The sequence below is a fragment of the Nocardia sp. 852002-51101_SCH5132738 genome (genome assembly GCF_001665695.1).
In the GTDB taxonomy this organism is placed as follows: Bacteria; Actinomycetota; Actinomycetes; order Mycobacteriales; family Mycobacteriaceae; genus Nocardia; species Nocardia nova.
The window spans coordinates 76,535-98,800 of record NZ_LZML01000187.1; the positions used below are offsets into that span (position 1 = coordinate 76,535).

Below are 22,266 nucleotides of genomic sequence, written 5' to 3' on the forward strand. Positions count from 1 at the left end.
GGTGCGGCGTTGCTCCGTTTTCAGGAGCTGCGCTTTCAGGAACTGTGCAGGGCGGCCAGCAGGGTGACCAGGATGGGTGAGCGCCGGATATCGCCGCGAAGTACGGCCGACACCGGAATGCGCAGCGGCCGGCCGGCGAGTTTCAGCGTGGCGATCCCTTCGGTGGCACTGTCGGCGTAGAGGATCGTCCAGGCGTCCGGCCGATTGATCAACTCCATCGTCGCGGTGTGGTCCGGCGGGATCGGCGGGCCGTAACTCGGGCGGGTCGGTATTTCGGCGAACGCGTGCCGGACGACGTTGTGCAGAAGCACCTGTTCCGTCTCCGGGGGCAGCAGCAGCGGATATTTCCCCAATTCGGCCAATGTCACATCACCGCGGCCGGCCAGCGGGTGGGCGGTCGAGGCGGCGATGACGAGGTCCTCCACCCACAGTTGTTCGACCGTCAGACCGGGCTGTTCGACACTGCCGCGGATGAGAGCAAGATCACAATCGCCGTCGGCGACCGCAGCGATGCGCTGTCGGAACGGCTTGATGACGAACTCGATTTCGGCACCCGGATGCGCTTCGCGTGCTCCGGCTATCGCGGATAGCGATCTTGTTGCGAAAGACATATTCGCTGCCAGGCGAATTCGTGGCCCGGAGTCGCGAACAGCTGCGCGAATAGCGGATTCGAGGCTCAGCATTTGTTTCGCAAGGGGAAGTAGCCGAACGGTTGCCTCAGTCGGGACAACGGAGCGCGTGGAGCGTTCGAAGAGCTGCACACCAAGATCATGTTCGAGTCGCGCGATTTGATGACTGATAGCCGATTGCGATATGAAGCAGCGCACAGCGGCGCGACTGAAGCTCAACTCCTCGCACACCGCGACGAAGTAGGTGAGCTGACGAAGTTCCATCAAGATCTCCATTCATGAATGATCTAGATAAGAGTCATCAATATTATGCGCCCTGACCCCCGAAACATCCAGGGCATGAATCGCGTTTACTCATGACAGAAGGAGGCTGTCATGCAAGACGTGGATGCGGGAATCGAAACCACCGATGTGGTCATCGTGGGTTCGGGGTTCGGCGGGCTCGCCGCCGCGAAGCAGCTCAGCAAATCGGGGATCGACTACGTTCTCATCTCGGCGACGCCGGAACATCTGTTCCAGCCGCTGCTCTATCAGGTAGCGACGGGTGTGCTCCCGTCCACCGACATCGCTCCGCCGATCGCGCAGATCCTGCGCCGGCACAAGGGCGCGGATGTGCGGCTGGGCAAGGTCGTCGATATCGACGCCGGTGCCGCCGTCCTCACCTACGAGACCGAGCAGGGGCCACGCAAGATTCGCTACGGCTCGCTGATCGCGGCCACCGGCGCCACCCAATCGTATTTCGGCCGCGACGATTTCGCGGAGAAGACGTTCTCACTCAAGACCATCGACGATGCCAAACTGCTGCGAGCGCAGATCGAGCGCGTCTTCGCCGAGGCGGCGAAGGCCGATCCGGAAACCCGGGAACGGCTGCTGAGCTTCGTGGTCGTCGGCGCGGGCCCGACCGGCGTCGAGGTCGCCGGTCAGCTCAAGGAGCTCGCGAAACGCCACTATCACCAGGAGATTTCGGTGACCCTGGTGGAAGGCGCGGGCGCGGTGCTGCCGCCGTTCGGTGGCAGCCTGTCGGAGTATGCGCGCAAGTCGTTGAGCCGCAACGGCGTCGAGGTGCTGCTCGACACCTTCGTCACCGACATCGAAGCCGGCAAGGTGACCGTCAAGACCAAGGACGGTGTCGAGCGCGGTATCGGCGCCGAGACCGTGGTGTGGTCGGCGGGTGTCGCGGCCGGCGGATTCGCCACGCTGCTGGCCGAGGCCACCGGCTGCGAAACCGACCGTGCCGGACGGCTTCTCATCAACCCCGACTGCACGGTGGGCGGACACGCCGATATCTACGCCATCGGCGATATGACCTCGCTGAACGGCTATCCCGGCCAGTCGCCGACGGCCATGCAGGAGGGCCGCCACGTCGCCGACATCATCCGCCGCAAGAAGCAGCCCGGCACCCCGTTCGTGTACTGGGACAAGGGTTCGATGGCGGTGATCAGCCGGTTCAGCGCGGTCACCAAACTCAACGACCGCGTGAAGTTCACCGGCACCATCGCCTGGGCCACCTGGCTCGCCGTCCACCTGTTCTATCTGGTCGGCTTCCGTAACCGCTTCGTCGCGGTCCTCTCCTGGCTGGTGGCGTTCATCGGTACCGGCCGCCCGGGCTTCGACGAGAGCGACAAGCCGCAGCAGGCGGCGCCGGTTCCCGAGAATCGACGAGCGGCGTAGCGTCACCCGACCGAATCCCCCTTCCGGCCCGCGACAACGATGCGGGCCGGAACGCGTGGCTCCCGGGTCCCGGGTTCAGGCCGCTCGCTCGACGGCGGCCTCGGTGGTGGCCATGGCGAACAAATCCTCGGCAAGAGCATCGGGATGGACTCGCCGCACGTCGTTCGGTTCCACCGAGGCGAAATGGCCGGAATCGAACAACTGTTGCGCCGCACTGTTTTCGATGAGGCGGGTGATGAGCAGAGCGCCCACCCGCACACCGCTCGGTCGGACCTGCTGGTCGATCGCGTACAGGTAATTGAGCAAGGCCGACTGCGGCACGCTCGAACTGGCCAGCGCCGCTTGCGGTTCGCGCACCGCTCCGCCCTGGGCGATGAGGACGGCGCCCGACCCGCGGGCCGTCATCGCCGGCAGTAGCGCGTGCATGATGCGCACCGGCGTGGTCAAGTTGATCGGCAACCACCTGCGCAGGGTGTCCGCGTCCAGCGACAAGGCATCGACGGGTAGCCGGCTCACATCACCCGGGCTGTAGACCACCACGTCCGGAAGTCCGTGCGCACTCCGCAATTCGGCGAGTGCGTAGTCGATCCGGGCGTCGTCGGTGAGGTCGGCGAGCAGGACGTCCACCTCGATCCCCTCGGCCGCCAGCCGCGCCCGCAACCGTTCGAGTGTGTCCGGGTTGCGCGCGATCAGCGTCACCGAATAGCCCGCACGGCCGAATCGCAGCGCTGCCGACAATCCGAGCGCGGGACCCGCGCCGAACACTGCCAGATGTGGCATGACCGAACCTCCATAACTCGAGAAGGCACTCAAGTTGAGCACATTCTCAAGTTAAGGCTAAGTCGAGTGGGTTTTCAAGTTGTTAGTGTGAGGTCATGGTCGAGAAGGTGGCGAGTACCGGGGAAACGGCGGCCGGCGCGCGCCCGCGGCGTCGGGACGCCCGGGACAATCGGGACAAGATCGCCGCGGCGGCCCGGCGGCGGTTCACGGCCGAGGGCCTCGACGCTTCGCTGAATCAGATCGCACGCGACGCGGGGGTCAGCATCGGCACGCTCTACAACCACTTCCCCACCCGCGAGGCGCTGATCGGCGACGCGTTACTGGACCTGGTCGTCGAGTCGGGCCGCAGCGCGGAGGAGGCCTTGCGGGCGGCCGACCCGTGGACGGGGCTGGTCGACCACTTGACGAAGCTGGCGCAGTGGCAGGCGAGCGATCGCGGCTTCACCGATATCTGCGTGTATTCGCTGCCCGCCGACAGTCCGATCGAGGTGGCGAAACAGCAGGGGCACACCCTGTTCCAGCGGTTGGTGACGCGAGCGCAGGAGGCCGGGCAGCTGCGCAGCGACATCACCGAAGCCGATCTCGGCCTCCTGCTGTGGTCGGTGGTGCGCGCGACCGACGGCGTGCGCGAGGTCGCCCCCGAGGCGTGGCGCCGGCATCTGACGGTCCTGCTCGACGGCTTACGCGCCGAGGCCGCCCATCCTCTGCCGGGACGCGCGCTCGACCCCGAACAGGTCCGCGCGGCAATGACTCTCGGTTGAGACCCCCGAACACAGCAGTCCCCGGTAGTCTCCATCGATACCTGAACCTCAGTCGTCGCTGTCGGTTCCGGATATTCGACTGGCTTGCCGGGGGCCTGGCCAGATCCTGGAAACCATCTCCGTGAGTCGTTCGACGTCTCGTTCGACTCCGTGATGATTTCCGGTGTTCCGGTGTATCACCTAGTTTCCTCCTGATTTTCCTCCAGTCAAGACCTCAGGAAGGAAAAACTACAGCTTGGCCAGCACTTTTTGCACCGTGAGCCAGGTGCGGGTGGTGATGTCCTTGCCGTAGACGGTCTCGAGCCACGACATGTGGTTCGGCGTGCCCGCGACCGAGTTGTCGATGACCGCCAGCAGCGCCCGCGCCGGTTCGTCGAAGCGCACGATGCGCACGGCCGACTCCAGGTTGCCGGGCAGCTCCGGCGGAGCGGACCCGGCTCGATCCTTCACGAAGGTCGCGGTGAGATAGGTGCCGCGCGCATGTGTGAGGCCGGGAAAAGGATCGGAGTCGACCAGCTTCTGCAGCTCCTCCCGGCTGCGGATGATGGTGCCGCCGCCGATGCCGAGCTCCGCCTGCAACGCCGCCTGGATCTGCGATTCCATTGCGGCGATATCGGTTTCAATGCTGCCGAAGACGATGTTCCCACTCGCCAGCACCGATCCCACCCCCTCGTAGCCGAGGCCCTCGAAGACCTCCCGCAACTTCTCGTTGCGCATGTTGGGGTTGCTGGGCATGATCCCCCGCAACCAGGCCGCATACCGGTTCATGAGCCGAAGGCTACCCGGCGTCACCGACAGGAATGCCGGTTCGGCCGTCCCGGCGATCGGGCTGTCCGGCGGACGCGTCCGGCAGGCGTGCGTAGGTCAGGTGCACGAGACCCGTGCCGACCGCGCGAACCCCGGTGAGCCGCAAGGGGCGCGGCGAGACCGGTGCCGAGCCGTCGGCGCAGGCGAAGAGCCGGCTCCCCGCGCCCATCACCACCGGGAATACCGCCAGTCGTACCTCGTCGACCAGGCTGTGGCCGGTCAGCGCGTGCACCAGTTCGGTACTCGCGTAGACCCGGATCTCGCCGTCGACGAGGTGTCGCAACCTCGCCACCTGCTCGGCGAGATCGCCCCGTAGCACGGTCGTGTTGTTCCACTGGGGATCCGACAGGGTCGCGGACACAACGTATTTCGGCAGACCGTTCATGCGGTCCGCGGTCGCGCCGGTGCGCAGCGGATACCGGGCAGCGAAGTATTCGTAACTGCGCCTGCCCAGCAGCAGTGCCTGTGCGTCCAGCACATCGTCGTGAATCAGCCGGGCCCATTCCGCGCGGTCGTCCGGTGACAGCGCCGCACGCCAATCCGCGTCGCTGAAACCCTCCGCACCGGTCGGATCCTGGGTCACTCCGTCGAGCGACACGTTCTCGAAGACGACGATCTTTCCCATGGCGGTACTCCTCTTGCGGGTGGCGGGACTGCTACAGAGATAGACACCGCCGCATCGGCCGAAATGGTCGCGTTCGGACCGACACATTCACCGTCGCCGCGGTGTCGATATTCGGTGGAGGTGTGTCATGACAGACGGAGATGACGACATGGTGGCGATCGGCGATCTGATGGCCGGGGCGCGGGCGGGCGACGGTGCGGCGTTCCGGGCGTTGACCGCGCCGTACCGCACGGAGCTACAGCTGCACTGCTATCGGATGCTCGGCTCGCTCCAGGATGCCGAGGATGCCTTGCAGGACACGATGCTGGCCGCGTGGCGGGGCATCGGCGCATTCCAGGAGCGCTCCTCGCTGCGCACCTGGCTGTACCGGATCGCCACCAACCGGTGCCTGAACGCGCGCCGGGCCGCGGGCCGGCGCCGGGCGAAGGAGTGGGACGTGCCGAACGTCGAACCGCCCGAGCCGTCACGGCTCGGCGAAGTCGTGTGGTTGCAGCCCTGTCCCGACGCACTGCTCGAGCAGGCGCCGCCCGGCCCGGAGGCACGCTACGAGCTGAGCGAGTCCGTCTCGCTGGCCTTCGTGACCGCGCTGCAACTGCTGCCGCCGCGCCAGGTCGCCGTCCTCGTCCTGCGCGATGTCCTCGGATTCCGTGCGGCCGAGACCGCCCGGATGCTCGACACCACCGTCGACTCGGTCAACAGTGCCCTCACCCGGGCCCGGGCGGCACTCGAGCGGCGCCGGCCGATCGGCCGGTCACCGGCACCGGGATCGGCCGACGAGGAGGCGATCGTGGCGAGATTCGCGCGCGCGTGGGAATCGGCCGATGTGGACGCCCTCGTGCGACTGCTGACCGACGACGTCTTCATGTCGATGCCGCCGATCCCGTTCGAATACGTGGGCCGCGAGGTCGCCACCCGCTTCTGCGCCGGCATCTTCGCCGCCGGGCGGCGATTCGACCTGGTACCGACGCGGGCCAACGGCCAACCGGCGTTCGGCGCCTACCTGCGCGGCCCGGACGGCAGCAGTCACGGCACCGGCCTGTACGTCCTGTCGCTCGCCGGCGAGCGCATCAGCGCCCTGACCCGATTCGAGAGCACGGTGCTGCCGTGGTTCGGACTGGGGCGCACGCTACCGAGCCGATAGCGGTACGGGAGGAATACGGGTCCGGCGGATCATTCCGATCCGGCCCCGACTCCCGCCTTCTTGCGTTCGATATCGGCCAGCGCGGCGGCATGCCGGGCGCGCTCCTCGGCGGCGTCGTCCCAGGCCTTCTTGCGGTTCTTGACCACCCGGGCGGGGGCGCCGACGGCGATGCTGAAGTCGGGGATCTCCCCCTTCACGACGGCATGGGCGCCGAGCACGCAGCCGCGGCCCACCCGGGTCTCGCGCAGCACGGTCACCTTGGCCGCGATCCAGGTGTCGGGGCCGATGCGGACCGGGCTCTTCACGATGCCCTGATCCTTGATCGGCATCGTCACATCGTCCATCCGGTGGTCGAAGTCGCAGATGTAGCACCAGTCGGCGACCAGGGTCGACTCGCCGATCTCGATGTCGAGATAGGTGTTGACGACGTTGTCCTTACCGAAGACGACCTTGTCGCCGATGCGCAGCGAGCCCTCGTGGCAGCGCAACGCGTTGCCGTCGCCGATATGCACCCATTTGCCGATCTCCATGCGGCCGAGCTCGGGGGTGGCGTGGATCTCGACATTGCGGCCCAGGAAGACCATGCCGCGCAGCACGATATGCGGGTTCGCCAGCCGGAATTTGAACAGCCGGTAGTACCGCACCAGATACCACGGCGTGTACGCCCGATTGGCGAGCACCCAGCGCAGCGACGCCATCGTCAGAAAGCGCGCCTGCTCCGGATCCCGGCGGCGCGAACCCCGCCAACGCGAACGCAACGGTGCGCCCCACATGCTCGTCACGGGCCAGCTCCCTTTCCTCGGGCGACGGTTACCTCGGTGGTCACCTGATCGAGGTACCAGCGTAGTCTCGTGCAGGCCCGTTACGAACAGATGGGAGTGCAGCAGGTGCGAAGCGGCAGTCGGCGACCCGAGCGCAGCGAGCACGACCGCGGCGGACACCACCCGACGACGTTGCGCCACTCGGTAATTCGGGGAGGCGTCCCGTGGCGCGCGATCGCGGCGGTGGGCGCCCTGGGCCTCCTGACGCTGACCGGATGCGGCAGCAGCACCGTCGACGACATCAAGGTCGGTTCCGGCAAGGGCTGGCAGTCGGCCTTCCACGATGCCCGCAACAGCGGCGCGAGTCCCGTGACCGGCGCCCGGCATCTGAGTCTGAGCTGGTCGCGCCCGATCGGCGGCCCGCTGGCGAATGCGACCACGATCGGCCCGGACGGCCAGTTGTTCGTCACCTCCCGCACCACCACCGACTGTGTCGGCAAGCCGGGTACCACCGGCATGATCTTCTCGTTCCAGATGCCCACCGGGCGCAAGCGGTTCTGCAATGCGCTGGGACCGGATGCCGTCGCCGCGGCCTCGGCGGTCGACGGGGCGAGCAATGTGTACGTCGGTGACGACGGCGCGGTGTTTTCGTTCAACGCGCTGGGGCAGCCGCGCTGGCGCACTCCCGTTGCCGGCGTTCCGGTCTCGGTGCAGTTCACCCACGACGGGACCGTGCTGTCGGTCTCGCAGTCCGGTCAGGTCGACGTCCTGGACCGGCAGACCGGCGACCGCGAGGTGTCGACCTATCAGGTGCTGGGCGACCCCGACTTCCTCGCGCACCCGAATGTCACGCGCCCGGCGGACGGGCAGGGTATCGACGACTGCGCCGTCGGCGGTCCGCAGTGCGCGGTGGCGAATGTGTCGGCGCTCGATCCGAATTCGGGCCGCTTCTATCTGACCGCCTGGCGGACCGGCGCGCCCGCGGCGTCCGTGGTGGCGCTGCACTACGCCGACAAGAAGGTCACCCAGGACTGGAGCGTCGACATCCTCACCGACGGCAGCGCGACCAGCCCGACGCTGTCGTCGGACGGGAAGACGCTGTACGTGGGCGACAACAGCGGTCGCCTGCTCGCCGTCGACACCGCCGACGGTCGTACGAAATGGACGCAGCCGCTGGGCTTCGCCCCGCGCGGCGGCATCTCCGAACTCGACGGGCTGCTGATTCCGGGCGGCGACGACGGCCATCTGCTGGCGTTGCACGACAACGGCGACCGCGCCGAGATCGCCTGGGAACGTAAGGATCTCACCCTGCGCGGCCGTCCGGTGCAGACGGCCGGCGATACCGGCTACGTGGTGGTGCCGATGGGCGATGCGCTGCATCTGCTGACCTTCGAGACGAAGTCGGGTAAGACGATCGCCTCCGCCGCACTGCCGGGTGCGCAGGGCACGACGGTGTCCACCGCGATCGGACCCGACGGCCAGGTCGTGGTCGGCACCCGGATCGGCGAGCTGTTCGCCTTCACACCGGATCGGTAGAGTTCGCCGCCGGCCCCACGCGCGGCGTTTCGCAGACGAATGCCGTTGCGGTACGGCCGATCCGGGTGATCACCACGGTGTGCGGGGCGCTGCCCCGCGGTTTGATCCGGCGCCGCAGGGCATCGGGATCGACGTCGACGCCGCGGATCAGTATTTCCAGCGGACCGCAGTCGCGGCGGTGCAGTTCGGCGCGCAGCGGCTTCTCCCGGAATTCCAGCCGGTCCAGGATGCGGAAACCGCGCACACCCGGCGGCACCGTCTCGCCGGTGAGATAGGCGATGCGCGGATCCAATTGCCACAGGCCGTATCTCGCGGCGTAGTGGCGGACCAGGCCGGCCCGGACCACCGCGCCGTCCGGGTCGACGAGCCAGGTGCCGGGCTCGCGGTCGGGAAGGTCGTCGGGCTCGGCATCGGTCAGCGACCACGAGGAACCGTCGCTGTGCAGCACCGTCGCCCGCCTGGTCACCCCGGATTCGGTGAGCCCGCGCGACCACAGGCAGGCTTCGCGCACGGCGCCGTCGAGGGAGACCACCTCGACCTCACCGTCCCACGAAAGGCCCGCGTACCCGTCCGCGGCCGTCCGGTCGGCTCGCGCCGGCAAGGGTTGGGCGCCCGGGCGCCGCAGCGCGAAACGGTCGAAATCCAGTCCGGGAGCGCATTTCACGACCAGATCGCGGTCGCGGTAGACGGCCAGCAGCTGCGGTAGCGGCGGTTGCAGCTGAGCCGGATCGTGGGTGCGCCGGCCTCCCGCGCGCCGCGCCGGATCGGCGATCACCACGGCGCCGGCACTGCACGGCCGCAGCGCATCGGCCTGTGCCAGTGCGACATTCGGCGCATCCGCCAGATTGTGCGCGGCCATCGCCAGCCGCACCCGGTCCAGATCACTGCCGAGCACCGCCGGGCATTCCCGCCGCAGCGCGGCGAGTTCCGCGCCGATCGAGCAGGTGATGTCGTGGACGGGACGCCCCGCCAGCCGCCGGGCCCGGTGGCGGGCCACGAGACTCGGCGTCGCCTGCTGCAGAGCGTCGTCGGTGAACAGCCATTCGGCCGCGTCGTCGAGTTTGGCGGCCGCCCGCCGGCGCAGCTGCACGGTCTCCACCAGCGCGGCCGTACGCTCGCCGTAGTCGCGGCGCAGGACCTCGAGGTCGCGCAGCATCGTCGCGGGCGTCAGCGCGTGTTCCCCGACCACGGACAGTGCGTCCCGGCCCGCCGCACTGTCCAGAAAGCCGACGTCTTCCGCTGTGAACGAATACCCCATCAGCGCGGCTCCGGCCGCCGCACGGGCGAGACCGACTGAGCCGCAACGGGTATCGAGCGAGCAGAGACCGCACGCCGGTAGGACACCGGCACCGCCGAGGGCCGGAGCATGCACCCCACGCCCGTCGAGACGGTCCGCGCCGGACCGGCAGCGTAGCCGGTCCGCACGCGAGACAGCCTGCCGCCCACTACTTTCCGGCGGCGCCCGGCTTCACGCCGGTGATCATGGCGTTGTAGAAGAACTGGCGCGGCACCACGTGGCGCAGCACCTTCTCGTCGAGCTTGCTCAGGCCCAGCCACGCCTTGTACTGAGCCATCCGGTAGCGCCAGGTGAGCTTCTCCTCCGGCACCGCCGCCTCGAAGGTACGCACCGGCCAGCCCCACAGCGCGGCCGCGAATTCCTCGGTCTCGGCGTGCACCTGCACCGCACCGGCGCTGCGGGCGATCTGCTCGAGCTCGGAGGGATCGAAGGTGTGCAGGTCGACCACGGCCTCCAGGGCCGCGGCCCGCGACGACTCGTCCAGTTCGGCCTGCGGTCGCCGCCAGTCGGACAGGAACGGCAGCTTGGTCACCTCGGTGGTGACCTTCCAGGTGATCTGGCCGAGTTTGCGGGCGTAGAAGTTGCCGATGGTGGTCGGCTCACCGGCGAACACGAAACGGCCGCCCGGCTTCAGTACCCGCAGACATTCTCGCAGCGCCTGCTCGACATCCGGAATGTGGTGCAGCACAGCATGTCCCACGACCAGGTCGAAAGTGTTGTCCTCGTAGGGGATGGTCTCGGCGTCGGCGACGCGGCCGTCGACATCCAGCCCCAGGTTCTGCGCGTTGCGGGTGGCGACCTTGACCATGCCCGGCGAAAGGTCGGTCACCGAACCGGTTTTCGCCACTCCGGCCTGCATCAGATTCAACAGGAAGAAGCCGGTGCCGCAACCGAGTTCGAGGGCCCGCTCGTACGGCAGCGGCGCATTCGGCGCGACGGCGTCGAAGCGGCCGCGCGCGTACTCGATGCAGCGCTCGTCGTAGGAGATGGACCATTTGTCGTCGTAGGTCTCGGCCTCCCAGTCGTGGTAGAGGACCTGCGCGAGCTTGTTGTCGGTGAGCGCGGCCTGGACCTCGGCCTCGGTGGCGTGCGGGTTCGGCGCGGGGTCGTCAAGACGTGCGGTCATGGTGGCACAGCGTATCGAGTGATCACGCGGAGTGGGTCAGCGGCCCAGGAATTCCGCGACGCCCGGACCGGACGCCGAATAAGAACGTGTTCCTACGCTGCGATCTTCGGTTTCGAACAGCTCCGCCCACTCGCCGCGGGCGCGGTCGAGGCCGTGCGGACCGGCCTCGAAGACCCGTTTCGCCGCGGCCAGCGCGCGCGCCGGGCCGGTGGTGAACTGCCGCGCCCACCGCAGCGCCGCGGCGAAGACGTCGTCGGGCGCGACCACCTCGTCGACCAGCCCGATCGCCGCCGCCTCCTCGGCATCGACGTAGCGGCCGGTGTACACCAGATCCTTGGCCGGGCCGGGGCCCACGAGCAGTCCCAGCCGGCGGATGCCCGCCACCGGGATCAGGCCCGCCCGAATCTGCGGCAGGCCGAGTTTGACGTTGTCACCGATGAGCCGGCGGTCGGCACCCAGAGCGAGCTCGAGGCCCGCGCCGACCGCGTACCCGGTGATCGCGGCGATCGTCGGCTGCGGAATCCGGGCCAGGCAGCCCAGTGCCTGCTGCAGATCCGTGGCGACGGCGCCGGCCTGCGCGGGCGTCCAGCGCGCGAGTTCGGCCATGTCGTCACCCGCGCTGAAGATTCGCTCGTCGCCGTAGACGACCACGGCCCGCACCTCGTCGTCCGCCGCGAGGTCCGCGGCGGCCGCGGCCAGCTCGAGCGCCAGCTGCAGATCGATGAGATTCAGCGGCGGCCGGGCGAAACGCAGTACGGCGATTCCCGCCTCGACACGGTCCACGGTCACGAATTCGGCCACGGCGGCGAGCCTACTGTGCGTGCCGGGACACCTCCGACGTCGGGATGTTCGCGCCGGTGTCGGACCGCCGGCGCGTCGCCGTCCGGGCCGCCGGTAGTGCGACGAGACGCTGCCGACCCGACCCGCGAGGCGAAACGGGTCCCCGAGACGAGCCCGCCGCACCGCGACCGGCGCCGGGTAGCAGCTCGCGACTCGGCCCACGCCCCGTGGCCGGGTGTCCGGTCGTACCGCCGGCTCAGTCTCGCTTCGAACCCTGCAACCGGGACGCGTCCGGCATGTCGGCGAAATACCGGTGGTTGTTCGGGAACTGCAGCATCGGCTGACCGTCGACCGGCTCGAAGACCGGCATGATCGGGCTGATCGCGCGCTCGGCCGCGAGAATCTCTGTGGTGGAGGCGAATTCGGCGATCGAACTCAGCTGCGTCCAGGTCGGCGGCAGCAGCACGTCCTCGCCGGCCCGCCAGCGGTCCAGCGCCTGCGCCGGAGTCCGCCACGCCACCTCGTGCGCCTCGGTGGTCGCGCCGTCGGCGCGCTGGCCTTCCGGCAGGACGGCGACGAAGAAGTAGGTGTCGTAGCGCCGCGGTTCCACCACCGGCGTGATCCAGTTGTCCCACGGGCGCAGCAGATCCGCGCGCAGCACCAGATTCTCGTTCGCCAGGAAATCGCCGAACGACAGTTCGCGGCGCTCGAGCTTCTCCCGGGCACTGCGGTAGGCGACAGTATCGGAGACGACGGTGTCGGCGGTCGGGCCCGCCAGCAGCACACCGCATTCCTCGAAGGTCTCCCGTACCGCGGCGCACACCAGCGCCTGCGCGCGAGCGCGGTCGACTCCGAAACGACGACCCCACCACGTCGGGTCCGGCCCGGCCCAGCCGATTTCCGCGTCGGCGTCGGAGCGGTCGACACCGCCACCGGGAAAGACAGTCATGCCGGCCGCGAAGGCCATCGCCTTGACCCGTCGTTGCAGGAATACCTCCGGTCCGGATGCGCCGTCACGCACGAGCACTACGGTCGAAGCGTCCTTCGGCGCCGGTGGCTCGGCCGGGGTTTCCGCAACAGATTCACTCACAATCGCACCATAACGCGCGCTTGGTTCCGATCGGCAGCAGGTGCCCGAATGCGGCACCGGTGCGCACTGCGGGAACAGGCGCCGGGAACCGGCTCAGGCGCGGTGGCGGCCGAAACGCTGCGAGCGCCGCGCGAAATACCGTCCGTCGATGCGATCGAGGGCGATGGACTGGCGGAAGGCCTCGCTGAGGTTCTCGGCGGTCAGCACGTCCGAGAGCAGGCCCTGTGCGATCACATCGCCCTCGTTGAGCAGCAGCGCGTGGGTGAAGCCGGGCGGAATCTCCTCGACGTGATGGGTGACCAGCACGGTCGCCGGAGCATCCGGGTCGGCGGCCAGATCGCCCAGTTGCTCGACCAGTTCCTCGCGGCCACCCAGATCGAGCCCGGCGGCCGGCTCGTCGAGCAGCAGCAGTTCGGGATCGGTCATCAGAGCGCGGGCGATGAGAACGCGTTTGCGTTCGCCCTCGGACAGGGTTCCGTAGGCGCGGTCCGAAAGGTGTTCGGCGCCCAGGCTTTCCAGGATGTCGACGGCGCGGTCGGTATCGACATCGTCGTAGCGTTCGCGCCAGCGGCCCATCACGGCGTACCCCGCCGACACCACCAGATCCGACACCTTCTCGTCCACCGGGATCCGGCTGGCCACCGCCGCCGACGACAGGCCGATGCGCGGCCGCAGTTCGCTGATGTCGGTCTTGCCGAGCACTTCGCCCAGCAGTGTGGCCGACCCCGAGGTCGGATACAGCTCGGCGGCGGCCATCCGCAGCAGCGACGTCTTACCGGCGCCGTTGGGGCCGAGCACGACCCAGCGTTCGTCGAGCTCCACCTGCCAGGTGACGGGACCCACCAGGGTATGGCCCGAACGCCGGACGGTCACCTCGTTGAAATCGATGAGCAGATCGGGATCCGGTTGCGGCACGAGCTCCATCTTTGCCGACGCGCTCGATCCGTTGCCAACGTGGTCGGTGTGCACGCTATCCGTCATAGTCGGCCACCCGCTCCCCCACGATCCGAATCGGCCATTGCCGCAGTGACATTCCGCACGTTTGAGCACCCTACGGCGCTCGACACGCCACGGCACGCCGGGCCTCGGCTCGGTGCGGTGGGTGGTCGCGCCGCGCTACGCCGCGTCGTCGAGCGGGCTCATCGGCGGCGCCACCGCGATCACCGTCATCGATCCGGGCGCGACTTCGGTGAACCCGGCATCCCGCACGGCGGCGATCGTCTCGAGCCCGTCGCCACCGTTCACTCGGGCGCACAGGCGGGCCCAGAGATCCGGCTCGGCATCCCGGACGGCGCAGCGGAATCCACGCTGCGCCCAGGCGAAGGCTTGTTCCACCGGAAGCGCACCGGCCAGCAACATGCTCGCGTGACCGACCTGCGCCGCCGCCTTGCCCACGGTCATGCTCAGGGCCGAATTCACCCACAGCACAGGCAATTCCGGGTCCGCGGGACCGGGCTCGTCCGACTCGAGATCGGTGCCGCCGATCTGCAGTTTGCGAATGCGCTGGTCGATGTCGCCGACCGGACCGGGCACCAGGGCGCGCGCCTCGGCGCCGTCCACCTCGAGCGTGACGCCGTCCACCTCGTTGGCCGCGAGCCACTGTGCGCCACGGGCCCGGCGCGCGACCTTCCGGATACGCGAGCGCTTCCATGCGAGGTAGCGGTCCTGCCACTCACCGTCCGGACCCACTCGCGGGTCCAGGCAGAGCGCCACGGCCGCGGCGGCCGCCGCCTCCAGTACCGCACTGCGGCGCGGCGGTTCGGCTTTCGGTATGTGCAGCACCATCTGCATCGCCTGCACCTGCGCGGGATCGTCCGGATCGCCGCCACCCCCGTAACCCAGCGCCAATTCCGCATGCCGGGCACGGAAACCCGAATCCAGCAGCAGTGGCGGTGCGGCGCCCTCGGGCGCGTCGATCTCGGGTTCGGTCATCAGCTCAGCGGCACTCGGCGCAGCAGTCCGTCGCGGGCGTCCGCGGCCTCGACCTCGTCGCGGGTGACCCCGAGAATGAACAACACCGCGTCCAGGAACGGATGCGACAACGCGGTGTCGGCGACCTCCCGCAGCGCGGGCTTGGCCTGGAAGGCGATACCGAGGCCGGCGGCGTTGAGCATGTCGATGTCGTTGGCCCCATCGCCGACCGCGACGGTCTGTTCCATCGGCACGCCCGCCTCGGCCGCGAAACGCCGCAGCGCCACCGCCTTTCCGGGCCGGTCGACGATCTCGCCGATGACCTGACCGGTGAGCTTGCCGTCGACCACCTCGAGGGTGTTGGCGTGCACGAAATCCAGTTCCAGCTCGTGCGCCAGCGGTTCGATCACCTGACGGAATCCGCCGGAGACCACACCGCACCGGAATCCGAGGCGGCGCAGGGTGCGAATGGTGGTCCGCGCGCCGGGGGTCAACTCGATCCGCTCGGCGACCTGATCGATCACCGTTTCGTCCAGTCCGGTGAGGGTGGCGACGCGCTGACGCAGCGATTCGGCGAAGTCGATCTCCCCGCGCATCGCGGCCTCGGTGACCTTGCGGACCTCCTCCTCGACACCGGCGTGGGCGGCCAGCATCTCGATCACCTCGCCCTGGATCAGGGTGGAGTCGACGTCGAAGACGATGAGCCGCTTCGCCCGCCGGGCCAGCCCCGCGCGCTCGACGGCGACGTCCACCTTCTCCTTCGCGGCGACCTCGGCCAGCGCCGTGCGCAGGCGGGTCTCGGCCAGCGCGTCCTCGGTGGGCGGTGCGGTGACCATCAGCTCGAGACCGGTCACCGGGTAGTCGGCGATACCCCGGATGGAGTCGATGTTGACCTCTTGGGCGGCCAGTGTGCGCGCGATGGTGCTGAACGCGCGAGCGGTCACCGGGCTGCCGAGCACCACCACCGCGTGTGTGGACAAGGGCGCCCCGGAGACCGAATTGGCGCCGATCTCGACGTCGACCTGCATGCCGACGGTCGCCATCGCGTCCTCGAGCTGATCCTGCAGATCCTCCGGATCGCCCGGACTCGTCACCAGCACCCCGAGGGTCAGCCGGCCCCGGATCACGACCTGCTCCACGTCCAGCAGGCTCACGCCGTGCCGGGACAGCGCCGCCAGCAGCACCGAGGTCACGCCCGGTTTATCGGGCCCGGTGACCGTGATCAGCACCGTCGTCTCGGTGGCAGTGCCACGATCGGACTCGGACGTGCCCACGCGCAACTCCATCTCTTCGTCACAGCTCCACTTCCGCGGCGATCGCGGTCCGCGACGGCCAGCAGACATTCTCTCAGGTCGGGTGCGGCCACCGGCGCGCACCGGTCGCCGGAGTCACTGCCGCACCGCCGACCCGGCGCGGCACCCCCCGAAACGCCGAACGCGGCGGCCGTCGCACTGGACGGCCGCCGCGCCGGGACTGCTCTCTTCGAAGCGGGGTACTAGCTCGACACCTTCTCGAGCTCGGCCACGTGATGGGACTTCGAGCCCCAGCCCACGTGCGCCTCGGCCCGCATGCGCTCCACCATGTGCGGGTAGTGCAGCTCGAACGCCGGACGCTCGGACCGGATCCGCGGCAGCTCGTAGAAGTTGTGCCGCGGCGGCGGGCAGGTGGTGGCCCACTCCAGCGAGTTGCCGTAGCCCCACGGATCGTCCACGGTCACGACCTCGCCGTAGCGGTAGCTCTTGAAGACGTTCCAGATGAACGGCAGCGTCGAGGCACCGAGGATGAAGGCGCCGATCGTGGAGACGGTGTTCAGGGCGGTGAAACCATCGGTCGGCAGGTAGTCCGCGTAACGACGCGGCATGCCCTCGTTACCCAGCCAGTGCTGCACCAGGAAGGTGGTGTGGAAGCCGACCATGGTCGCCCAGAAGTGCCACTTCGCCAGGCGCTCGTCCAGCATGCGGCCGGTCATCTTCGGGAACCAGAAGTAGATTCCGGCGAAGGTGGCGAACACGATGGTGCCGAAGAGCACGTAGTGGAAGTGCGCGACCACGAAGTAGGTGTCGGACACGTGGAAGTCCAGCGGCGGGCTGGCCAGGATGACGCCCGACAGACCACCGAAGAGGAACGTGACCAGGAAGCCGACCGAGAACAACATCGGTGATTCGAAGGTCAGCTGCCCCTTCCACATGGTGCCGATCCAGTTGAAGAACTTCACACCGGTCGGAACCGCGATCAGGAAGGTCATGAACGAGAAGTACGGCAGCAGCACCGCGCCGGTGGCGTACATGTGGTGCGCCCACACCGCGATCGACAGCGCCGCGATGCCCAGCGTCGCGTAGACCAGGGTGGTGTAACCGAAGATCGGCTTACGGCTGAAGACCGGGAAGATCTCGGACACGATGCCGAAGAACGGCAGCGCGATGATGTACACCTCGGGGTGGCCGAAGTACCAGAACAGGTGCTGGTAGAGCAGCGAACCGCCGGTGGCCGGGTCGTAGATGTGGCCGCCCAGGTGCCGGTCGTAGGCCAGCGCCATCAGCGCGGCGGTCAGCAGCGGGAAGGCCAGCAGGATCAGAACGCTGGTGACGGCGATGTTCCAGGTGAAGATCGGCATCCGGAACAGGGTCATACCGGGGCAGCGCAGGCAGACGACGGTGGTCAGCATGTTGACACCACCGAGGATGGTGCCCAGACCGGAGACGGCCAGACCCAGAATCCACAGGTCGCCGCCGACACCCGGGGAGTGCACGATGTCCGACAGCGGGGTGTAGGCGGTCCAGCCGAAGTCGGCGGCGCCACCGGGGGTGATGAAGCCCGCGGTCGCCATGGTCGCGCCGAACAGGTACAGCCAGTAGCTGAACGCGTTCAGACGCGGGAAGGCGACGTCGGGCGCACCGATCTGCAGCGGCAGCACGATGTTGGCGAAGCCGAACACGATCGCGGTCGCATAGAACAGCAGCATGATCGTGCCGTGCATGGTGAACAGCTGGTTGAACTGTTCCGGCGACAGGAACTGCAGACCCGGACGAGCGAGCTCACCACGCATCAGCAGGGCCATCAGGCCGCCGATCATGAAGAACGACATCGCGGTCACCAGGTACATCACACCGAGGACCTTGGGGTCCGTGGTGGTGACGGCCTTGTAGATGAACGAACCCTTCGGGCCCAGTCGTGCCGGATACGGCCGTGTCGCTTCCAGCTTGGGGACTGGCTGGGGCTCTACAGCAGTCACTGATCCTCCTGAAGGTGTGCCTTCTGCTCGTTTCGCACGCTCGTGCGTTCCGGCACATGACGAAACGACGGTGGCTTGCGCTAGAGGCATCGTAAACCGTGGCGTCGCAGGCGTCCGACGGGGTCCTACTCTCTGTCGTATTCGCCGCGCGGACGGTGCCGCAACGACCCTGCACACGGGCGCATGTACCCTACGCTGCATGCCGGTGAGCGAACGCGTCTCCACCCGAAAGCCCAAGACCCGCAAGCGCACCAGTGCGCGCCGGCTCTCGCTCGGCGGTGCGGCCGTCGGCGCGGTGGTCGCCCTGGTCACCGGGTGCGGCACCGGGGGTGACGACGCATCGAGTTCGATCGTCCGGACCACCACGAATATCGCCGGTGCGAGCGTGGTCGGCATCGAGCGCGACACCACCCGGGCCTGCGCCCTGCCCACCGCCCCCGATCAGGCGTCGGGCACGCGCACGGTGGCAGGCACCCAGGTGCCCGCGGATCCGAAACGCATTGTCGTCCTGGACACCGCGGCGCTGGACGCGGTCTGTGCCGTGGGCCTGTGGGAGCGGGTCGTCGGCGCGACCACGCAACCCGGCCCGGCGCCGCAACCGAACTATCTGGGCACTGGCGTGCTGAAGATCCCGAGCGTGGGGACCTCCGGGGCGGTGGACCCGGCGAAAATCTCCGCGTTGCAACCGGATCTGATCCTGGGCGCCGCGGGTGACGGGGATCTCGCCGCCTTGCGCGGCGTCGCCCCGACCGTACTGGTCGACCACCGCGGCTGGCAGGACGATTTCACCGCCTACACCGACGCCCTGGGCCGCGGTTCGGCCGGCGCGAAGGCGCTCGCGGACTACCGCACGGACGCCCGCGAAACCGGAGCCTCGATCGCGGCCAATTTCTCGCAGGCATCGGTGATCCGCTTCTCCCCCAAGGACATTCAGGTTCAGGGCATCGACACGTTCGCGGGGCAGGTGCTCGCCGACGCCGGTGTGCAGCGGCCCGGCGCCCAGCGCGATCGCTCGTTCACGGTGGACAGCCTCGCCACCGAGAGCGACCGCAACAAGATCGAGGGCGACATCATCTATTTGATGTTCGACGGCCCCGACGGTCAGAGCCACGGCGAATCAATCATGAAGGGCGACGACTGGAAAGAGCTCGGCGCCGTCGCCGACAAGCGCGATTTCGCCGTCGAGGACGACCTCTGGCACGGTTCCGGGCTCACCGCCGCGCGGGCGATCCTCGACGACCTACGGAAGACGCTGAACGGGTACGTCACCGACTGAGCGCGTATCGGCTCATCGCAGCTCGGGGCCCGGTTCACCGGCCATCCGCTCGTCGGCATCCGACGGATTCGCCGGGGTGCGGCGCGGATCGTCGCTTGCCGCCCGCGGACGCAATGCGTAGGCCGGCACCAACTGGTCGGTCAGGTGCAGCGGCGTCCGCCCGTCCGCATAACAAACCGAGAAATTCACCCGCCCCAGCCACTCGCCACTGAACGAGGGCACCCAGTGGGTCAGTGTCCCCGGCCGCTCCCCCGTCATATCCAGCCCCGCCCCGTTGACGTGCCGGGGCGCGCCCGGATCCCGGATGAGAATCGCATCCAACCGCACCCACACCGGTTTCGGCGGCTGCACGAGCACCCGGTAGTAATAGCCGGTCTCGTTCGGATACTGCAGCTGCGGTTCGGTCCCCTCGGTCCGCGGAACACCGTCCGGAAGCCGTCGCGGCGCCCGGCCGGAGAACCCATCGCCCGCCCCCTCCGACGACACACCCCCGGCACTCGAACACATATTCGAATCATACCGAGCGGTCGGCCCGATCGGCACCCACCCCACCGCCGCCCCGCGGCAATGCATGGCGGTCAGTCGTCCGAGGCAACCAGCAACGCCAGTGAGCACCTGATTCTGTCGATGGCGATCAGTTCGTGGAAGCCTGCGAGATGACCCACCACCCATCCCCAGTCGTGTTCAGCGGTTGAATGCAAATCGGATAATTCGTACAGCTCGGGAGTTGCGAGGGCCGGGTAGACCAACATGTCGAGATCACGTTGCGTTCCGGCTGACACCGGCTTACCCGCGGCCGCCCACCCTCGCACGATCGCCACGGCGCCCTCGGTCTCGATCGGCCGGAACGAATCGAGGGTGATGCATTCCAGGCGATAGGGCCCGTGCATGCGGTGCTCACCCTGTTCCTCGGGAAGTCCCCCCGCGTAGTGGTCGCGATACTGCCGATGCGCGAGCAGCGCCGCCAGCAACTCCGGCGTTGACGCTCCCGGGTCGATGCGAAAGACCTTGACACTCACCCACTGTCGCGTGCCGCGGTCCATATGCACCAACCGTGCATGCTCGAAACCGATTGCGCTCATGTACGACAACGATGTCGAAGACCCAGCGTTCGCACCAGTTCCTGGCGTGCGGAGGCCTCGGCATCGTAGAGCCGATATCCGCCGCGACTACGGCCGGTCGGCGCCACGATCCCCCGATCCGCCTAGAACCGAATCGCCTTGACCGTCAGCCCCGTCCGCTCGGCCGGCGCGCCGATCGTCAGCATCGTCTCGTCGTTCACGAGCCTCAGCCTGCCGCCTCCTCCTAGGGGAGACTCGAGCGGCTGGGCTCGGCAAGGTCCCAGGAGCCCAGAACGAACGAGCCCGGACGCAGAAGTCTGCGTCCGGGCCCTTCATGGTCGAACCGAGTTCAGAACTCCCAGTCCTCGTCTTCGGTGTTGACCGCCTTGCCGATGACGTAGCTGGAACCGGAGCCGGAGAAGAAGTCGTGGTTCTCGTCGGCGTTCGGGGACAGCGCCGACAGGATGGCCGGGTTGACGTCGGTCTCGTCGCGCGGGAACAGGCCCTCGTAACCGAGGTTCATCAGCGCCTTGTTGGCGTTGTAGCGCAGGAACTTCTTGACGTCCTCGGTGAGGCCGACCTCGTCGTAGAGGTCCTGGGTGTATTCGACCTCGTTCTCGTACAGCTCGAACAGCAGCTCGAAGGTGTAGTTCTTGAGCTCGTCGCGCTCGGGCTGGGTGAGGTCCTCGAGCCCCTTTTGGTACTTGTAGCCGATGTAGTAGCCGTGCACGGCCTCGTCACGAATGATCAGCCGGATCAGGTCGGCGGTGTTGGTGAGCTTGGCGCGCGAGGACCAGTACATCGGCAGATAGAACCCGGAGTAGAACAAGAAGCTCTCCAGCAGCGTGGAGGCCACCTTGCGCTTGAGCGGCTCGTCGCCCCGGTAGTACTCGAGCACGATCTCGGCCTTGCGCTGCAGATTCGGGTTCTCCTCCGACCAGCGGAAGGCGTCGTCGATCTCGCGGGTGGAGCACAGCGTGGAGAAGATGGAGCTGTAGCTCTTGGCGTGTACCGACTCCATGAACGCGATGTTGGTCAGCACCGCCTCTTCGTGCGGGGTGCGCGCGTCCGGAATCAGGCTCACCGCGCCGACCGTGCCCTGAATGGTGTCCAGCAGCGTCAGACCCGTGAACACGCGCATGGTCAACTGCTTCTCGTGCGCGTTCAGCGTGTTCCACGACGGAATGTCGTTGGACACCGGAACCTTCTCCGGCAACCAGAAGTTGCCGACGAGCCGGTCCCAGACCTCGGCATCCTTCTCGTCGGGCACCCGATTCCAGTTGATCGCAGACACTCGATCGATCAGCTTCACGCCCGCTCACTCACCCTTCCCGCTTCGCCGGTCATTGTACGCTCGGACACTACTCCTAGTGGGCCGCCGCTCAGCACAACACAAGGGCTTGTGTCTCCCATGTCCTGGGCAAATGCGTTCCGGGGTGGGAAGTTCCACACCGCGGCCGAGAGCGAATGACGAGCGCGCGATGCACAGGCTACTGCCGCCGCCACGATCGCAGCAACGATGCCGAGAGTTTGCCAATGCGATCCAATACCGGGACGTGCCGGTCGATCCCCGCAGAGCACATTCCGGCGGACATCGATGAGGCCTGGCGGGTGCTCCCGACCGGGCTCAGCGCCCCGACCGGCGGCGGTGAACGCATGCGGGCGGCGCACTAATCGTGCAAACCTCCTCGGCTTCAGCGGTTTTCGGGCTGTTGCGAAATGGGTGGTGGCGGCGTGTAGCGCCGTGGCCCTTTCATTTGGTTGGTTGTGCTGACAGGTGTG

At 68.0% G+C, this 22,266-nt stretch carries 21 protein-coding genes; 5 read left to right on the plus strand and 16 right to left on the minus strand.

The window, feature by feature from the left end:
• Positions 1-35: 35 nt before the first annotated feature.
• Complete coding sequence (locus A5789_RS29215; protein ID WP_063015687.1) at positions 36-893, minus strand: LysR family transcriptional regulator; 858 nt, start codon at positions 891-893, stop codon at positions 36-38.
• Between the two features lie 111 nt (positions 894-1,004).
• Between A5789_RS29215 and A5789_RS29220 the strand changes: the two genes are divergently transcribed.
• Entirely contained in the window at positions 1,005-2,300 is a 1,296-nt protein-coding gene (locus tag A5789_RS29220) for an NAD(P)/FAD-dependent oxidoreductase (RefSeq protein WP_064904548.1), read from the plus strand.
• A 75-nt stretch (positions 2,301-2,375) separates the two neighbouring features.
• Here A5789_RS29220 and A5789_RS29225 read toward each other — a convergent pair whose 3' ends face one another.
• Entirely contained in the window at positions 2,376-3,080 is a 705-nt protein-coding gene (locus A5789_RS29225) for an SDR family oxidoreductase (protein WP_064904551.1), read from the minus strand.
• A gap of 95 nt (positions 3,081-3,175) precedes the next feature.
• Between A5789_RS29225 and A5789_RS29230 the strand changes: the two genes are divergently transcribed.
• Positions 3,176-3,841 carry a TetR/AcrR family transcriptional regulator gene (locus A5789_RS29230; protein ID WP_063015650.1) on the plus strand — a complete coding sequence of 222 codons (666 nt, stop codon included), beginning with the start codon at positions 3,176-3,178 and terminating at the stop codon, positions 3,839-3,841.
• A 228-nt stretch (positions 3,842-4,069) separates the two neighbouring features.
• Here A5789_RS29230 and A5789_RS29235 read toward each other — a convergent pair whose 3' ends face one another.
• Complete coding sequence (locus A5789_RS29235) at positions 4,070-4,609, minus strand: DUF1697 domain-containing protein (protein ID WP_064904553.1); 540 nt, start codon at positions 4,607-4,609, stop codon at positions 4,070-4,072.
• A gap of 10 nt (positions 4,610-4,619) precedes the next feature.
• Positions 4,620-5,273: a dihydrofolate reductase family protein gene (locus A5789_RS29240; protein ID WP_064904573.1), complete on the minus strand. Its 654-nt coding sequence runs from the start codon at positions 5,271-5,273 to the stop codon at positions 4,620-4,622.
• Between the two features lie 127 nt (positions 5,274-5,400).
• Here A5789_RS29240 and A5789_RS29245 point away from each other — a divergent pair, with 127 nt between their 5' ends.
• Positions 5,401-6,414 (plus strand): RNA polymerase subunit sigma-70, encoded by a 1,014-nt coding sequence (locus A5789_RS29245; RefSeq protein ID WP_228794837.1) that lies wholly within the window; start codon positions 5,401-5,403, stop codon positions 6,412-6,414.
• A 29-nt stretch (positions 6,415-6,443) separates the two neighbouring features.
• On the opposite strand, the gene A5789_RS29250 is transcribed toward A5789_RS29245, so the two are convergent.
• Positions 6,444-7,187, minus strand: a complete 744-nt coding sequence (locus A5789_RS29250; RefSeq protein ID WP_181064059.1) for an acyltransferase — start codon at positions 7,185-7,187, stop codon at positions 6,444-6,446.
• 78 nt (positions 7,188-7,265) lie between these two features.
• Between A5789_RS29250 and A5789_RS29255 the strand changes: the two genes are divergently transcribed.
• Positions 7,266-8,711, plus strand: coding sequence for a PQQ-binding-like beta-propeller repeat protein (locus A5789_RS29255; protein ID WP_227463004.1), 1,446 nt, complete (start codon positions 7,266-7,268; stop codon positions 8,709-8,711).
• Here the strand turns inward: A5789_RS29255 and A5789_RS29260 are convergent.
• The 8 genes from A5789_RS29260 to ctaD form a co-directional block, all read right to left on the minus strand.
• The gene (locus tag A5789_RS29260) at positions 8,695-9,969 is read right to left on the minus strand and encodes a hypothetical protein (protein WP_064904558.1); all 1,275 of its coding nucleotides are present in this window, start codon (positions 9,967-9,969) and stop codon (positions 8,695-8,697) included. The two genes, A5789_RS29255 and A5789_RS29260, sit on opposite strands and share 17 nt — an antisense overlap.
• Positions 9,970-10,156: 187 nt before the next feature.
• On the minus strand, positions 10,157-11,134 hold the full coding sequence (locus A5789_RS29265; protein WP_039779972.1) for a class I SAM-dependent methyltransferase: 978 nt from the start codon (positions 11,132-11,134) through the stop codon (positions 10,157-10,159).
• A 36-nt stretch (positions 11,135-11,170) separates the two neighbouring features.
• Positions 11,171-11,935, minus strand: a complete 765-nt coding sequence (locus A5789_RS29270; protein WP_063015653.1) for an enoyl-CoA hydratase-related protein — start codon at positions 11,933-11,935, stop codon at positions 11,171-11,173.
• A gap of 235 nt (positions 11,936-12,170) precedes the next feature.
• Positions 12,171-13,004, minus strand: coding sequence for an NUDIX domain-containing protein (locus A5789_RS29275; RefSeq protein ID WP_063015654.1), 834 nt, complete (start codon positions 13,002-13,004; stop codon positions 12,171-12,173).
• A gap of 93 nt (positions 13,005-13,097) precedes the next feature.
• A complete protein-coding gene (locus A5789_RS29280; protein WP_063015655.1) occupies positions 13,098-13,928 on the minus strand; it encodes an ABC transporter ATP-binding protein in 831 nt (276 codons plus the stop codon).
• A 192-nt stretch (positions 13,929-14,120) separates the two neighbouring features.
• Positions 14,121-14,936, minus strand: coding sequence for an aminoacyl-tRNA hydrolase (locus tag A5789_RS29285; protein ID WP_064906130.1), 816 nt, complete (start codon positions 14,934-14,936; stop codon positions 14,121-14,123).
• Positions 14,936-16,189 carry a phosphoserine phosphatase SerB gene (gene serB / locus A5789_RS29290; RefSeq protein WP_036524710.1) on the minus strand — a complete coding sequence of 418 codons (1,254 nt, stop codon included), beginning with the start codon at positions 16,187-16,189 and terminating at the stop codon, positions 14,936-14,938. The genes A5789_RS29285 and serB overlap by 1 nt, the downstream gene beginning before the upstream one ends.
• Positions 16,190-16,410: 221 nt before the next feature.
• Positions 16,411-18,147, minus strand: a complete 1,737-nt coding sequence (gene ctaD, locus A5789_RS29295; RefSeq protein WP_062963242.1) for a cytochrome c oxidase subunit I — start codon at positions 18,145-18,147, stop codon at positions 16,411-16,413.
• A gap of 199 nt (positions 18,148-18,346) precedes the next feature.
• On the opposite strand from ctaD, the gene A5789_RS29300 reads away from it, so the two are divergent.
• Entirely contained in the window at positions 18,347-19,423 is a 1,077-nt protein-coding gene (locus A5789_RS29300; RefSeq protein ID WP_064906128.1) for an ABC transporter substrate-binding protein, read from the plus strand.
• 12 nt (positions 19,424-19,435) lie between these two features.
• Here A5789_RS29300 and A5789_RS37505 read toward each other — a convergent pair whose 3' ends face one another.
• The 3 genes from A5789_RS37505 to nrdF form a co-directional block, all read right to left on the minus strand.
• Positions 19,436-19,930: a hypothetical protein gene (locus tag A5789_RS37505; protein WP_181064045.1), complete on the minus strand. Its 495-nt coding sequence runs from the start codon at positions 19,928-19,930 to the stop codon at positions 19,436-19,438.
• A 71-nt stretch (positions 19,931-20,001) separates the two neighbouring features.
• Positions 20,002-20,505, minus strand: coding sequence for a hypothetical protein (locus A5789_RS29310; protein ID WP_064906124.1), 504 nt, complete (start codon positions 20,503-20,505; stop codon positions 20,002-20,004).
• A gap of 328 nt (positions 20,506-20,833) precedes the next feature.
• Positions 20,834-21,796 carry a class 1b ribonucleoside-diphosphate reductase subunit beta gene (nrdF, locus tag A5789_RS29315; protein ID WP_030515669.1) on the minus strand — a complete coding sequence of 321 codons (963 nt, stop codon included), beginning with the start codon at positions 21,794-21,796 and terminating at the stop codon, positions 20,834-20,836.
• Between the last annotated feature and the right edge of the window lie 470 nt (positions 21,797-22,266).

Bases quoted from the DNA above. Each gene is read 5' to 3' on its own strand.
- A5789_RS29260 (WP_064904558.1), bottom strand. From the start codon at position 9,969: ATGGGGTATTCGTTCACAGCGGAAGACGTCGGCTTTCTGGACAGTGCG.
- A5789_RS29310 (WP_064906124.1), bottom strand. From the start codon at position 20,505: ATGAGCGCAATCGGTTTCGAGCATGCACGGTTGGTGCATATGGACCGC.
- A5789_RS29280 (WP_063015655.1), bottom strand. From the start codon at position 13,928: ATGGAGCTCGTGCCGCAACCGGATCCCGATCTGCTCATCGATTTCAAC.
- A5789_RS29300 (WP_064906128.1), top strand. From the start codon at position 18,347: ATGCCGGTGAGCGAACGCGTCTCCACCCGAAAGCCCAAGACCCGCAAG.
- A5789_RS29265 (WP_039779972.1), bottom strand. From the start codon at position 11,134: ATGACCGCACGTCTTGACGACCCCGCGCCGAACCCGCACGCCACCGAG.
- A5789_RS29245 (WP_228794837.1), top strand. From the start codon at position 5,401: ATGACAGACGGAGATGACGACATGGTGGCGATCGGCGATCTGATGGCC.
- A5789_RS29215 (WP_063015687.1), bottom strand. From the start codon at position 893: ATGGAACTTCGTCAGCTCACCTACTTCGTCGCGGTGTGCGAGGAGTTG.
- A5789_RS29285 (WP_064906130.1), bottom strand. From the start codon at position 14,936: ATGACCGAACCCGAGATCGACGCGCCCGAGGGCGCCGCACCGCCACTG.
- A5789_RS29240 (WP_064904573.1), bottom strand. From the start codon at position 5,273: ATGGGAAAGATCGTCGTCTTCGAGAACGTGTCGCTCGACGGAGTGACC.
- A5789_RS37505 (WP_181064045.1), bottom strand. From the start codon at position 19,930: ATGTGTTCGAGTGCCGGGGGTGTGTCGTCGGAGGGGGCGGGCGATGGG.
- A5789_RS29230 (WP_063015650.1), top strand. From the start codon at position 3,176: ATGGTCGAGAAGGTGGCGAGTACCGGGGAAACGGCGGCCGGCGCGCGC.
- A5789_RS29220 (WP_064904548.1), top strand. From the start codon at position 1,005: ATGCAAGACGTGGATGCGGGAATCGAAACCACCGATGTGGTCATCGTG.
- A5789_RS29225 (WP_064904551.1), bottom strand. From the start codon at position 3,080: ATGCCACATCTGGCAGTGTTCGGCGCGGGTCCCGCGCTCGGATTGTCG.
- A5789_RS29235 (WP_064904553.1), bottom strand. From the start codon at position 4,609: ATGAACCGGTATGCGGCCTGGTTGCGGGGGATCATGCCCAGCAACCCC.
- A5789_RS29250 (WP_181064059.1), bottom strand. From the start codon at position 7,187: ATGTGGGGCGCACCGTTGCGTTCGCGTTGGCGGGGTTCGCGCCGCCGG.